Annotated in this window: 9 protein-coding genes and 1 tRNA gene; 7 read left to right on the plus strand and 3 right to left on the minus strand. The window is 62.3% G+C overall.

All coding sequences use genetic code 11. The features are described from left to right. Window positions 1-120: 120 nt before the first annotated feature. Window positions 121-1,368, plus strand: a complete 1,248-nt coding sequence (locus tag LQV39_RS18950; RefSeq protein WP_230027697.1) for an aspartate kinase — start codon at window positions 121-123, stop codon at window positions 1,366-1,368. A 98-nt stretch (window positions 1,369-1,466) separates the two neighbouring features. Next, a tRNA-Ser gene (locus tag LQV39_RS18955) sits at window positions 1,467-1,560 on the plus strand. A gap of 58 nt (window positions 1,561-1,618) precedes the next feature. Here the strand turns inward: LQV39_RS18955 and LQV39_RS18960 are convergent. From LQV39_RS18960 to LQV39_RS18975, 3 genes are all read right to left on the minus strand, one after another. Further along, window positions 1,619-2,176 carry a PEP-CTERM sorting domain-containing protein gene (locus tag LQV39_RS18960; protein WP_230027698.1) on the minus strand — a complete coding sequence of 186 codons (558 nt, stop codon included), beginning with the start codon at window positions 2,174-2,176 and terminating at the stop codon, window positions 1,619-1,621. Window positions 2,177-2,195: 19 nt separating this feature from the next. After that, a complete protein-coding gene (locus LQV39_RS26425; RefSeq protein WP_290368610.1) occupies window positions 2,196-4,538 on the minus strand; it encodes a family 43 glycosylhydrolase in 2,343 nt (780 codons plus the stop codon). Window positions 4,539-4,653: 115 nt separating this feature from the next. After that, on the minus strand, window positions 4,654-7,518 hold the full coding sequence (locus LQV39_RS18975) for a TonB-dependent receptor (protein WP_230027699.1): 2,865 nt from the start codon (window positions 7,516-7,518) through the stop codon (window positions 4,654-4,656). A gap of 313 nt (window positions 7,519-7,831) precedes the next feature. Between LQV39_RS18975 and LQV39_RS18980 the strand changes: the two genes are divergently transcribed. The 5 genes from LQV39_RS18980 to LQV39_RS19000 all read left to right on the plus strand — a co-directional run bounded on the left by LQV39_RS18980 (window position 7,832) and on the right by LQV39_RS19000 (window position 13,279). Further along, window positions 7,832-8,842, plus strand: coding sequence for a glycoside hydrolase family 43 protein (locus LQV39_RS18980; RefSeq protein ID WP_307727859.1), 1,011 nt, complete (start codon window positions 7,832-7,834; stop codon window positions 8,840-8,842). Window positions 8,843-8,989: 147 nt separating this feature from the next. Further along, window positions 8,990-10,348 (plus strand): MFS transporter, encoded by a 1,359-nt coding sequence (locus tag LQV39_RS18985; protein ID WP_230027700.1) that lies wholly within the window; start codon window positions 8,990-8,992, stop codon window positions 10,346-10,348. Between the two features lie 15 nt (window positions 10,349-10,363). Further along, a complete protein-coding gene (locus tag LQV39_RS18990; RefSeq protein WP_230027701.1) occupies window positions 10,364-11,311 on the plus strand; it encodes a family 43 glycosylhydrolase in 948 nt (315 codons plus the stop codon). Window positions 11,312-11,324: 13 nt separating this feature from the next. Then, the gene (locus LQV39_RS18995) at window positions 11,325-12,404 is read left to right on the plus strand and encodes an aldose epimerase family protein (RefSeq protein WP_230027702.1); all 1,080 of its coding nucleotides are present in this window, start codon (window positions 11,325-11,327) and stop codon (window positions 12,402-12,404) included. Then, window positions 12,401-13,279 (plus strand): SMP-30/gluconolactonase/LRE family protein, encoded by an 879-nt coding sequence (locus tag LQV39_RS19000; RefSeq protein WP_230027703.1) that lies wholly within the window; start codon window positions 12,401-12,403, stop codon window positions 13,277-13,279. The genes LQV39_RS18995 and LQV39_RS19000 overlap by 4 nt, the downstream gene beginning before the upstream one ends. Window positions 13,280-13,396 lie beyond the last annotated feature (117 nt).

A 13,396-nucleotide genomic window follows, 5' to 3' on the forward strand; every position in this document is an offset into this window, starting at 1 on the left:
TTTCTGCATTACCTTATTCCAATTAGGTATAGGTTTCGCAATACCACGTATTGTTATTCTGCAGCGCAGCATGTAGAGTTAAAGACCCCTTCTATTTTTACAAGCGGAAACCCCCAAGTCATGGCATTAATAGTCCACAAATACGGCGGTACGTCGATGGGATCGACGGACCGCATCAAGAACGTCGCGGCGCGCGTCGCCAAATGGCACGATGCCGGTCACCAGATCGTCGTCGTCCCCTCGGCGATGTCGGGTGAAACCAACCGTCTGATCGGCCTCGCCAAAGAGATCATGGCCCAGCCCGACCCGCGCGAACTGGACATGATCGCTTCGACCGGTGAACAGGTTTCCGTCGGCCTGCTGGCCATGGCGCTGCTGGCGCGCGGCAAGGACGCCGTGTCCTACACCGGCTGGCAGGTGGGCATCCGCACCGACTCGGCCTTCACCAAGGCCCGCATCCAGTCGATCGACGATACCCGCGTGCGCGCCGACCTCGACGCCGGCCGCATCGTGATCATCACCGGCTTCCAGGGCATGGACGACGAAGGCAATATTTCGACCCTGGGCCGCGGCGGCTCGGACACCTCGGCAGTGGCGATCGCGGCCGCGATGAAGGCCGACGAATGCCTGATCTACACCGACGTCGACGGCGTCTACACGACCGACCCGCGCGTGGTCGACGAAGCGCGCCGCCTGCAGAAGATCACTTTCGAGGAGATGCTGGAGCTGGCCTCGCTCGGCTCGAAGGTCCTGCAGACCCGCTCGGTCGAATTCGCCGGCAACTACCGCGTCCCGACCCGCGTGCTGTCGTCGCTGACCGACCCCCTGATGCCGCTCGAGGAAGAAGCCAGCTCGGGCACCCTGATTTCGTTTGAGGAAGAGAACAACATGGAACAAGCCGTCATCTCGGGCATCGCCTTCCACCGCGATGAAGCCAAAATCACCGTCCTCGGCGTGCCGGACAAGCCGGGCGTCGCCTATCACATCCTGGGCCCGGTCTCGGATGCGAACATCGAGGTCGACATGATCATACAGAATGTGTCGGTGGACGGTAAAACCGACTTCACCTTCACCGTCTCGCGCAACGACTACCAGCGCGCAATGTCCGTGCTGGAATCGCAGAAGGAAGAGCTGGGCTTCACCCGCCTGGTCGGCGACGCCAAGGTGTCGAAGGTCTCGGCGGTCGGCGTCGGCATGCGCAGCCACGTCGGCGTGGCTTCGCAGATGTTCCGCACCCTGGCGGAAGAGGGCATCAACATCATGATGATCTCGACCTCGGAGATCAAGATTTCGGTCCTGATCGATGAGAAATACATGGAGCTGGCCGTACGCGCCCTGCATAAGGCGTTTGACCTGGAGAAAGCTTAACTTTATCGCATATTTTTGGCTGCGCTTCCTTGACGAAATGGGGTGTGGCCATTAAGATGCTTGCACTCAGCGACGAGCAACACTGTTAAGAGCTGACTGGAGGCGTGGCCGAGTGGCCGAAGGCACTTCCCTGCTAAGGAAGCATACGGGCTTAAACCTGTATCGTGGGTTCGAATCCCACCGCCTCCGCCAGAGATTCAAACGAAAAAGCGACCGCAAGGTCGCTTTTTTGTTTTCGGCCGCTGGACAACTAGCCCCGGCGGCGTAGGCGGCGGCTGGCGAACAATCCCATCAGCGAGCTGCCGAACAAGGCCAGCGTCGCCGGTTCCGGCACCGTGAAATCGTCCATCACCCACTGCGTGCCGCTGCTGTTGTAGATGACGAGCGTGTCGATGCCGGTCCAGTTCAAGACGATCCACTGAGGCGTCAGCGTGCCCAGCGTGTACGCGCCGCTGGAGTGCACCAGCGCGCCATTCCGGTAAGCCTCGAAGGAGATTTCCTGGTCCACGTAGGCGGACGTGAAGTCGGCGCCGGCAAAGGTGAACGCCTTGCCGTCGGCCGTTGAAATCGCGGCCGTCAAGCCAAACCAGTTATACGCGGCGTTGGCAGGCGACACCACGCCAGTCTCGAAACCGGTTCCAGGCGCAGCGTCGCTGCGGATGGCGCCCATATTCGTCCAGTTGAAGCCGGCGTAGCCGCTGTCCAGGGCTTGCGTCGGGTCGCCCGGCAAATCGTCGAAGTTGATGACGCCGGCCGAGGCCGTGGTGCAAGCGAATGCCGCGAGCAGGGCAATGAAATATTTGTTCATGTTGGATCCTCTCAAGCCTTCAATGCGCCAGGCCGGCCACCTGGGCGTCGGTCAAGGCCGTGTTATAGATGCGAAGCTCGTCCATCGAGCCCTTGTACGGCGTGTCCCAGTAGTTCACGCCCAGCGCGAAGGCGGCCGTCGTGCTCGTGAACACGTTCGGGAAGCCCGTGCCCGCGAAGCGCCTGACGCCGTTGACGTAGACGTTCACGGCGCCGTTGCTGACCGTGAAGGCCAGGTGCGACCACTGGTTGACGGGGATGTTCATGCCGAGGCCCGCGTCATACCAGGCGGAACCGGACCACAGCATGGTCGCGCCATTGACAAAACCGTGCCCCATCGGCAGCAGGCTGACCCAGGAATCTGCCGTGCGCGCGCCGAAGAAAGTGGGTGTGTAGGCCGTCAACTGGGCAGGCTTCAGCCACATGGAGACCGTGTAGTTGTTCGAGGAAATCAGACCGTTCGGCAGGCGCACGCCGGTCGCGCCGTTGAACACGGCCGCGTTGCCGCGCACGCCGGTCTCGTAGGACAGGCTGCCCCCGGCGACGTCGATCTTGTTGCCGATGACGGCGCCGGCAGCGAAGCCGCCGTTCGAGTCAAGCAGGTTGCCATCGAATGCGTAATGGGCGACCAGGCCGCCCAACTTCGTCACCGTGACCGTGAAGGTCTTCGTCAGCACCGCCGTGCCCTTGGCGATGCGCGCCGTCAGCGAGACGTTGACAGCCCCCAGGCCTGGCGTTGTCACGGTACCGGTGTTGCTGACGACGGCGGGGTTCGACGAGGTCCAGCTGATCGTCGCGCCACGTGCGGCGACCGTGGGCAGCGTCAGGTTACCGGTGACGGCCGTCGTGGCGCCCAGGCTCAGCTCCTTGTAGATCGCCGTCACGATTGCCGCATCGGTGCGCGGGAGCAGGCGGCTGCCGAAGATCGCGATGCCTTCGCGCGAGGACGCGGTGAAGGTCATCACATAGCTTTTCGAGGTCTCGTCCCATTGGCTCAGCAGATAGCCCTTGTAGGTCGACGCGCCGGGCAGGCTGATCTCGACCTGGTTGCCCCCTAGAATGCGCCAGGTGCCGGACACGGCGCCCGTGATGCTGCCATTGCTGTTCAGCGTGACGATCTGCGACTTCTTGATCGCGGCCGTGATGTCCTTGCCGTGGTTGACGACCATGTAGTCGCCCACCACGAACTCGCTGCGAACCGAGGCGAGCGTTTCGTTGGCGTAGCGATAGGGCGCGACGACGGGCCAGCCTTCCGCATTCATGAACATCTGGTGCACGCGCACCTCATGCTGTTCGCCCCGTTCCGGGAAGCGCGTGTGGAACACGAGGAAGTGCTTGCCTGTCGCCGGATCGTAGAAGGCGGAATTGTGGCCTGCCGAGACATAGCCGGTGCCGATACCGGTGCCTGCTTCGCCCAGAAGGCGCTGGAACAGGAAATTCCCCATCAGCTTGACGCCGTAGGGGGCGATCGAGGCGTCGTCGAACAAGGGCTTGCTGGCGTCCGCCTTCACGTTCGCCATGTCGTAGCCCTGCGCATCGACATACGGACCGTCCGGGTTCGTGGAACGCGCGACGCGCATGTTGTAGCCGCCGGTTGAATCCAGGCCGCCGAAGGACGTGAACAGGTAATAGTAGGCCGTGGCCGGGCTGTACATGATGTACGCCCCCTCGATCCGCGCATGGTTGCCGCCCATCAGGCGCTTGCCATAGCCCTGGTTCGGGTAGGGCATGCCTGTGGCGGGATTCAGCTGCATGATGAAGATGCCGCCCGAGTAGGAGCCGTAGACCATCCAGAGCTTGCCGGCATTGTCGTAGAAGACATTGGGGTCGACCGCGTTCGGGTGTTTATATGCGTCGTACACGGTGCCGTCCGGGCTTGCCAGTCCCCACATGCCGGACTTCAGGATCAGGCCCTTGTTGACGTACGGTCCCTCGACCTTGTCCGCGACGGCGACGCCAAGTGCGGAACGCGGCGCATCGCCCTGGCAGGCGTCGTAGTACATGTAGTACTTGCCATCGGCCAGCTGGCGCACGTCCGGCGCCCACAAGTCCCTCGTGTTCGCCCAGGAAAATGCTTCCGCCAGCTCCGTGAACACGTTTTTGGAACCATTCAGGAACAGGGAATTGGTGGCGGTGACGCCATCCGTCATCTGCGTCCACTTCAGCAAGTCCGTCGATTTTGCGGACGCCAGGTGCGAGCCGAATACGTAATAGGTATTGCCGACCTTGATTTCCGCCGGATCGTGCACCGAAGCGTTCTGGAAGGCGGGCAGCGTAAAGCCGGCCTGGGCGCCGGCGTCGGCCATGATGAAACAGGATGCGCATAGCGCTCCCATTCCCGCAAAAGAGTGAAGTCGTTTCACTGGAAAATCTCCTCGTTGGTTTTATAGGCGACAGCGATCTGCAATGAAAAAGGGCGTTGCGGTTTGATCCGAACAACGCCCTGTCTGGCTGGTGGGTCTTCTCGACCGTCGGGGCTTACATCTTCCAGTGCAAGGCAGCCGAGACCGAACGTCCGATCTGGACCGTACCGAAATTGCTCACTTGCGCATTACCCGCATCGCCGAAGTGGTAGTACTGCCGCTGCATTTCGTTGGTCAGGTTGACGCCACTGATATCGACCGACATGTTGTCGTTGATTTTGTAAGAGACCTGCATGTCCACGCTCTTTTCCGGATGACGCCAGATGCCGATCGGATTCGCAAACAGGGCGGCTTCGTTGGCGGCCAGGAAGCCGGAACGCCAGACCTGGGACAAGCGCACGCTGACCGGGCCCTTTTCGTAGGCCAGGGTGGCGTTGTAGGAACTGTTGGACACGCCGAAGAACGGCGTCTCGAGCTGAGAGACGATGACGCCGGCATCATTCGCGTCGGGCACGTTCTGCGACGACGTGAGTCGCGTATAGCTGCCCTGGAAGCCCAGGCCGTCCAGCACGCTCGGCAGCCACTTCGGGAAGTAGATGAAGCCGAGCTCGGCGCCCTTGATCGTGCCGTTGGAGGCGTTCACCGGCGAGTTGATGACGTAGTCATAGCCGTTCGTATGGTCGCCGCCCGAGGTCGAGTTGCGGAACGGGTCGTTCGCCGGATCGACGTGCACCCGATGGCGCAAGCCCACGACCAGGCCGTCGATCTTGCGTTTGAACAGCGTGCCGTAGAGCGCGCTGTCCTTCTGGAAGTACCACTCGGCTGTCAGGTCGAAGTTCTTGGAGTGCGTCGGTTTCAGGTCCGGGTTGCCGCCGCTGCCCGAGCCGTACCCCACCCTCGAAACGTCGTCGCCGAGTTGCAGGACCGGGTTCAGGTCACCGAAGTTCGGGCGGCGCAGGGTTTCGCCATAGTTGAAGCGCAGCACTACGTCCCTGGACGGGTCGTAGATCAGGGTCATGCTGGGCAGGAACTTGCTCGTCGACTTGCTGGCGCTGGACGGCGTGACGGCCTTGGTGGTGGCATCGACCTTGTAGAAGGTCATGTCGGTTTTGACCTTGACGTAGCGCACGCCGAAATTGCCGCGCAGTCGATGGCCGAACAGCTCGTTCTGGGTATTCCCCATCAGGAAGAGGTTGGTCGTCTTTTCATCGATCTCGAAGGTCTTCTGCAGGCTCAGTTTGTCCGTCGTCAGGAAGTTCGGATCGGCCGAGGCAAGGAGCTTGCGCCAGTCGTCGATATTGTCGCGGATATAGTAGGCATTCGGCTCCACCCATGAGCGCGGAACGTCCGAGATGGCCGTGCCGAAGTTCGCGTTGGTGGAGGCGTATTCCGCACCCAGTGAGGCGAGGTTGCGGTTCAAGGTGCCCGATTGCGTCCGGTTGGCCTCCGAGGCCTTGCGGTCGTCGAAGCGCACGCCGAACTGGATCGTGTCCAGCACACCCCAGCCGGCATCGAACACGCCCGACAGGTTGGCCGTCGCGGCGCTGCCCTTGTTGCGGTTGGCGTTGTCGTAGAACTGCGCGACATTCCACTTGGCCGGGTTGGCCAGGTCGGCATCGTCATTGAAATGGAAGGACGTGTTATTGCCGCCGTCATTGAAGTTGACGTTGATGGACGGCGCAACGCGATCGATCCGGGTGGCCGTGAATTCCGAGTGATAGGTACTGGTCTGGTAGGACAGGTCGCCGTCCAGCTTCAGGCGGTCGCCCACATTCCACTTGCCGTTCAGCGCATAAACGTAGGAATCGGTTGCCGAAGTGGTGTAGTCGCCGCTGTTGAAGCCATAGACGTTATTGACGGTACGGCTCTGGATGACGTTCGTTCCCGGGAAGGTCGTGATCGTTCCCGCAGGGTTGCTGCCGAGGTCCCCCCACCAGTCGACGAAGCTGAACAGCAAGCGGTTGAAGGACTTGTCGCGATAACCGTTGTACATCGATTCGAAGGTGTAGACCGCATCGCTGTTCGGTTTCCACTGCAAGGCGATATTCGCGGCGGGACGCTTTCGCTCCCCCTCGACATCGCTCTGGAAGACGGCGTCGCGCGCCAGGTAATACGGATAGGCTTTGCCGTCGAAATTCAGCGTCGACCCTGCCGCCATCGGCAAGCCGGTATGGGTGCCAGCCGTCCAGATGTTGTTGTCGAAGATGCGCTGCAAGGGCGTGTAACCTGCCGGATCTTCGGCGGCATTCGGGCTGGCGAACGGCACCATGGCGCCCGGCGTCACGCTTTCATTGCGGTATTTCGTTTTGGTGGCCGACAGATTGACCAGGGCGCCGAATTCGCCGGCGCCGGTGTCCCAGCGGTTGCTCAGCAGGCCGCTGAGCTGCGGGTTGGCCTTTTTCGCAGGATCGAGATAGGTTTCACGGGCCGAAAGCGACACTTTCGACCCCTTGAAATCGAAGGGCCGCAGCGACTTGACGTCGATCTGGCCTGCAATTCCCGTGTCCAGCTGGCTGGCGTCGCGCGTCTTGTAGACGTCGATCTGGCGCACCAGGGTCGAGGGAATGTCCTGCAGCGCGACCTGCGTGCCGGACGCGGTAAAGATACTGCGGCCGTTCCAGGTGGTCTGGACGTCGGGCAGGCCACGGATGGACAGGGTGCCGACTTCGCCGCCGGCGCGGTTGGTAACCTGGATACCCGTCACGCGCTGGAGCGCTTCGACGACGTTGTTATCGGGCAGCTTGCCGATGTCTTCAGCGACGACGGATTCGACGACCTGGTCGCTGGTGCGCTTGATCGCCAGGCTCTTGATGAGGGAAGCCTTGACGCCCGTGACGACCACGGTCGAAATGTCGGCCGGCTCCGCCGTGTCGGCGGCCGCTTGCGCCCACACCGAGGCGCTGGTGAGCAGGCCGGCGCCCATCAGTGCGGTTACGGTCAGCTTCAAGGCCAAAGGACGTGCAGATACTTGCGATTTCATACGTCTCCTGTGTTTCTAGTTATGGGAATTTTCTTCTCAAATCTGTATTGCTCATAAAGCATGGTAGAGATCCTGCGATAATCAGACCAATGATTTTTTCTGGATTTGCAATATCGGTTTCGATATCAGGCTGGGGCGAAAGCCCGTTCCGCGGAGGAAAAGGGGGGAGCGGATTCGAAACGCTGCGTTCGGGCTGGAAGATGCTGTGAGAGCCGTGCGAAAACGGTATCGCTTGGTCAAAAAAAGTTATTGGTTGAATCAGGCGTGGTTTCTTACCATGGCGATTTCCTGAACAACTCTGTCGGCGATGACCATGATTCGATTCCTGCGCGTGACGCTTTCCCTGCTGTTCGTCGTGATCGCGCCCGTCATGGCCTCGCCGGAAATCGCCAATCCTCTCGTAAAACAACGCGCCGATCCCCGGGTCACGCTGGCCGCAGACGGCTATTACTACTTTACGGCCACGGTGCCGGAGTACGATCGCATCGAACTGCGCCGCGCGCACGAGTTGAACGAGCTTGGCGCTGCGCCCGCGAAAGTCGTTTGGCGCAGGCATGTTTCGGGGCCGATGAGCGCAAACATCTGGGCGCCCGAACTGCACCGGATCGACGGGAAATGGTTTCTTTACTTTACTGCGGGGCGTGCCGACGCACCTTTCGACGTCCGGCTCTACGTGCTCGAGAATGCGGCCGCCAATCCGCTCGATGGTGAATGGATCGAGCGCGGGCAGTTGAAGACCGGCTGGGAATCGTTTGCGCTGGACGCGACGAGCTTTGCGCTGAAAGGGCAACGCTACCTGGCATGGGCGCAACGCCCGCCCTCCGCGGGAAAACATATGACGGCGATTTACATCGCCAGGATGGACACGCCGGTATCGATTTCCGGCCCGGCGGTCCTGCTCACGACGCCGGAATATGCGTGGGAGAAGGTGAAGTTCGACGTCAACGAAGCCCCGGCTGTCCTGATGAAGAATGGCCGTGTGTTCATGACGTATTCCGCCAGCGCGACCGATGCCAACTACGCCTTGGGCATGCTCACCGCGCAAGCCGGCGCCAACTTGCTCGATGCCGCCTCCTGGACCAAGTCGGCCGTACCGGTATTTGCCAGCAGCGCCGCAAACGGCCAGTATGGCCCCGGCCACAATTCCTTCACGACCTCCGCCGATGGCAAGACCGATATCCTGGTCTACCACGCCCGCAACTACCGGGACATCGTGGGCGACCCCTTGTTCGATCCCAACCGCCATACCCGCGCCCAGGCGATCTCCTGGCGCCAGGACGGCAGCCCCGACTTCGGCGTTCCGGTCTCCGATACGATGCGGTAAGGCTGGCTACCCATACAAAAAACGGTATCGGAGTCGCAAGAATTGTGATTGGAGTAGTCTCAGTTGATCTCTTAAGATGCAGTTGTGCAGGCGAATACAGCCATGCCGGTAAAACCATAACAAAGACTCAGGAGACGCATGGACCGCATGCAAACCCCAACCCAGAAGCTCTCGACCCTCGAAAAAGTGGGCTTCGGCGCCGGCGACATGGCGCTCAACGTGGTGATCTCGTCGATGATGCTGATCATCACCTTCTTCTACACCGATATCTATGGGCTGAAGACGACCGACCTGGCGCTGCTGTTCGTGATCGTCAAGGTGATCGGCGGGTTTTCCGACCTGGTCGTCGGCCAGATGACCGACAGTTTCCTGACGCGCTGGGGACGCTACCGTCCCTGGCTGCTGCTGCTCGCCGTGCCCTATGGCGTGTCGGTGTTCATGGTGTTTTCCACCCCTGGCTGGAACTACGACGCCAAGCTGGTCTGGGCGTATTCGACCTACATCCTGATGACCCTGATGACCTCGGGCGTGGGCGTGGCCTATATCTCGCTGCCCAGCGCCCTGACCGCCGATCCGCAGGAGCGCCTGTCGGCCAACGGCTACCGCCTGTTCCTGGCCAAGGTCGGGGCTTTCATGGTAACCATCGTGGTGCCGATCCTGTCGCAACGCTGGGGCAACGGCAACCCGGCCGCCGGCTACCAGGCGGCGATGGCGCTGATGGCCGTGCTGGGCGCGGTCCTGTTCCTGTTCTGCTTCTTCACGACCCGGGAGCGCGTGGTGTACAAGGTCGCGCGCCAGCCCCTGGGCGAGCAGGTCGCCGTGCTGCTGAAGAACGACCAGTGGCTGTACCTGGCCGGGGCCTGCGTGACGGGCACGATCGGCTACGTCATCCGCGGCTCGGTGGCCGTCTACTACGCCAAGTACTACCTGCATGGCGACACGGCTGTCGTCTCGGCCTTCATGTCGACCGGGGTGGCGGCGGCGATCATCGCGATGGTCATCTCGACCTGGGTCACCAAGGTCTATTGCAAGGTCAAGCTGTTCCGCTACACTCAGCTGGTCGTGGCCGTGATCTCGGTGATGATCTACTTCCTCGTCAAGCCCGGCGATACGCTGCTCGCCTTCGTGCTGTACTTCGTGCTGTCCCTGATCGTCGACCTGCACGCGCCGGTGTTCTGGTCGGCGATTGCCGAGACCATCGACTATGGCCAGCTCAAGACCGGAAAACGGGTCTCCGGTTTCGCCTTCGGCGGCATCTCGGTGTGCCAGAAGGCCGGTATGGCCGTCGCCGGCGGCATGGTCGGTGTGCTGCTCAGCTACTTCGATTACCAGCCGAACCAGGAACAGAGCCAGCTTGCGCTGCAGGGCATTGCGCTGATGCTGTCGGTGATCCCGGGCTTCTTCCACTTCCTGATGGGGGCGCTGATGTTCAAGTACCGCATCAGCGACGCTTACTACGACAGCGTCAAGGAAGACCTGCGCGCCGGCGGCGTCGCAGCCGGATGATTTTTGAAAGTGAACATGGCAACCGTACTGAAACCCCTGATCGAACAACGCGCCGACCCCTACATCTACAAGCACACGGACGGCTTTTACTATTTCACCGCCTCGGTCCCGCAATACGATCGCATCGAGCTGCGCCGCGCCACCACCATCGAAGGCCTGGCCACGGCGCCGACTGTCGACGCCTGGACCAAGCCGGACACCGGCCCGTACAGCGAATTGATCTGGGCCCCCGAGCTGCACTTCAACATGGGCGCCTGGTACGTCTACTTCGCGGCCGCGCCGAGCCGCGAGATCAAGGACAAGCTGTTCCAGCACCGCATGTACGCGATCCGCAACACCAATGCGAACCCGCTGGAAGGCAAGTGGGAGTTCATGGGCCAGGTCGATACCGGCATCGACAGCTTCTGTCTCGACGCGACCACCTTCACCCACAAGGGCGAGCTGTATTACCTGTGGGCGCAGAAGGACAGGGCGATCGAGGGCAATTCGAACCTCTACATCGCGAAGATGAAGACGCCGTGGCAGATCGAGGGCCGGCCGGTGCTGCTGTCGAAGCCGGAGTTCGACTGGGAGATCCGCGGCTTCTGGGTCAACGAAGGCCCCTCGGTGCTGCGGCGGAACGGCAGGATCTTCATTTCCTACTCGGCCAGCGCCACCGACGAGAACTACGCCATGGGCCTGCTGTACGCGGATGAAAACGCCGACCTGCTCGACCCGGCATCCTGGACCAAGACCAGGGAGCCGGTATTCCAGACCTGCTACGAGCACGGCATCTACGGCCCGGGCCACAACAGTTTTACCTATGCCGAAGACGGCGACACCGTCATGCTGGTTTACCACGCGCGCACCTACACCGAGATCGTCGGCGATCCGCTGTGGAATCCGGACCGCCATACCTTCGTCAAGCGCCTGCGCTGGGACGAAAGCGGCATGCCGGTGTTCGGCCGTCCTTCCATCGCCTGAAGCAGGACCGGACGTGTCCACCCCTATCACACAGGCGCCCTTCGGCACGCTGCCGGACGGCGCGCAGGTCAGCGAATTCACGCTCGCGAACAGCCGCGGCATGGTCGTGAAGATCCTGGACTTCGGCGGCATCATCCGCGAAATCCAGGCGCCCGACCGCGACGGCCGGTTCGCGGACGTGGTGCTCGGCTTCGACACCCTCGAACCCTATCTGCGGGACAGCCCATACTTCGGCGCCCTGATCGGCCGCTACGGCAACCGCATAGCCAAGGGCCGCTTCGCCATCGACGGCAAGGCTTACCAGCTGACGGTGAACGACGGCGACAATCACCTGCACGGCGGCGCCCCCGGTTTCGATAAAGTGCTGTGGAGCGCCGCCATCGAAGGCAATGCGCTGGTGCTGCGCTACCGCAGCCCGGACGGCGAGCAGGGCTACCCCGGCAAGCTAGATGCCACCGTCAGCTACAGCCTGAACGACGACAACGAGATCCTGATGCGCTTCCACGCCGTCACGGACCAGCCGACCCCGGTCAACCTGACCCAGCACAGCTATTTCAACCTGCGCGGCGCCGGCCAGGAAGAGGGCGACATCCTGCAGCACGAGATGCGCATCGACGCCGATCGCTTCGTGCCCATCGATGCCGGTTCGATTCCGCTCGGCCCCCTGGTACCCGTTACCGGCACCCCTTTCGACTTCCGCCAGCCACGCCCGATCGGCGAGCGCATCGGCCAGCCGGACAAGCAGCTGCGGCATGGCAGCGGTTATGATCACTGCTGGGTGCTGAACGCGGGCGGTGTCGAAGAAGGCGAAGGGCGGCGCGCGGTGCGGGTGCGCGAGCCGGAGAGCGGACGCGTGCTGGAGCTGATCACGCAGGAGCCGGGCGTGCAGTTCTACAGCGGGAACTTCCTCGACGGCTCGCTGACGGGGAAGGGCGGCCGCCCCTACGCCTTCCGCAGCGGCTTCTGCATCGAACCGCAGCACTTGCCGGACTCGCCCAACCAGCCGGCCTATCCGGATACGATCCTGCGGCCGGGCGAGATTTACGCGACCGAGTCGCGCTTCAAATTTTCAGTGGAAAAACAGGAACGATGATGGAATTGGCGGTGGACGGCCGGCACGTGCTGGGCGAGGGAATCATCTGGAACGAGCGCACGGGAAGGCTCCTGTGGACCGACATCGAAAGCAGCGAGCTGTGGTCGCACGATCCGGCGGGCGGCGCGCTGGAACGCTGGCCGCTGCCCGAGCGCCTGTGTTCGATGGCGCTGACGCAGGATGACGGGCGCCTGCTGCTGGCGCTGGCCTCCGGCCTGGCCTTCTTCGACCTGCGCACCGGCGAGCTGTCGCGCATCTGCGAGGTCGAGGCGCACCTGCCCACCACCCGCCTGAACGACGGCCGCGTGGACCGCCAGGGCCGCTTCGTGTTCGGCGCCTTCAACCAGGCGAACGATCCAAAGCACCCGATCGGCGGCTTCTATCGCCTGAACCGCGACCTCACGCTGGAGCGCCTGCCGCTGGGCGGCGTCGCCATCGCCAACAGCATCTGCTTCAGCCTCGATGGTCGCACCATGTATTACTGCGATTCGGGCACGGGCGAGATTCGCTGCTGCGACTACGACCCCGGCGATGGCGGCGGCGTCGCCAATTTGCGCGTATTCGCCGCCGGCGACGCCGCGCCGGGCGATCCGGACGGTTCGACCATCGACGCCGAGGGCTATCTGTGGAATGCGCGCTGGGGCGGGAGCCAGGTGGTGCGTTTCGCGCCCGACGGCCGTGTCGACCGGATGCTGGCGCTGCCGGCGCCGCAGCCGACTTGCCCGGCCTTCGGCGGACCCGGCCTGGACGTTCTTTACGTGAGCTCCGCCACGCAGGACATGCCGGCGGACGCGCTGGCGGCGGCGCCTGCGTCGGGCGGTGTGTTCGCGCATGCGATGGACGTGCGCGGCCTGCCGGAGCAGCGCTTCGGTTGAGCGATATCGATATCTAAAATGATATCGATAAGCGCTTAAAATTGATTGGAAAGTTATCTGGTGGCACCTTAGACTTTCTTCCATCGCTGAGCAAGAACAAAACGACGGAGGAGAGAC

Source organism: Massilia sp. Bi118, from assembly GCF_918697865.1.
In the GTDB taxonomy this organism is placed as follows: domain Bacteria; phylum Pseudomonadota; class Gammaproteobacteria; order Burkholderiales; family Burkholderiaceae_D; genus Telluria.

Coding starts and splice junctions, on each gene's coding strand:
- LQV39_RS19000 (WP_230027703.1), top strand. CDS start 12,401: ATGATGGAATTGGCGGTGGACGGCCGGCACGTGCTGGGCGAGGGAATC.
- LQV39_RS18985 (WP_230027700.1), top strand. CDS start 8,990: ATGCAAACCCCAACCCAGAAGCTCTCGACCCTCGAAAAAGTGGGCTTC.
- LQV39_RS18990 (WP_230027701.1), top strand. CDS start 10,364: ATGGCAACCGTACTGAAACCCCTGATCGAACAACGCGCCGACCCCTAC.
- LQV39_RS18975 (WP_230027699.1), bottom strand. CDS start 7,518: ATGAAATCGCAAGTATCTGCACGTCCTTTGGCCTTGAAGCTGACCGTA.
- LQV39_RS18960 (WP_230027698.1), bottom strand. CDS start 2,176: ATGAACAAATATTTCATTGCCCTGCTCGCGGCATTCGCTTGCACCACG.
- LQV39_RS18980 (WP_307727859.1), top strand. CDS start 7,832: ATGATTCGATTCCTGCGCGTGACGCTTTCCCTGCTGTTCGTCGTGATC.
- LQV39_RS18950 (WP_230027697.1), top strand. CDS start 121: ATGGCATTAATAGTCCACAAATACGGCGGTACGTCGATGGGATCGACG.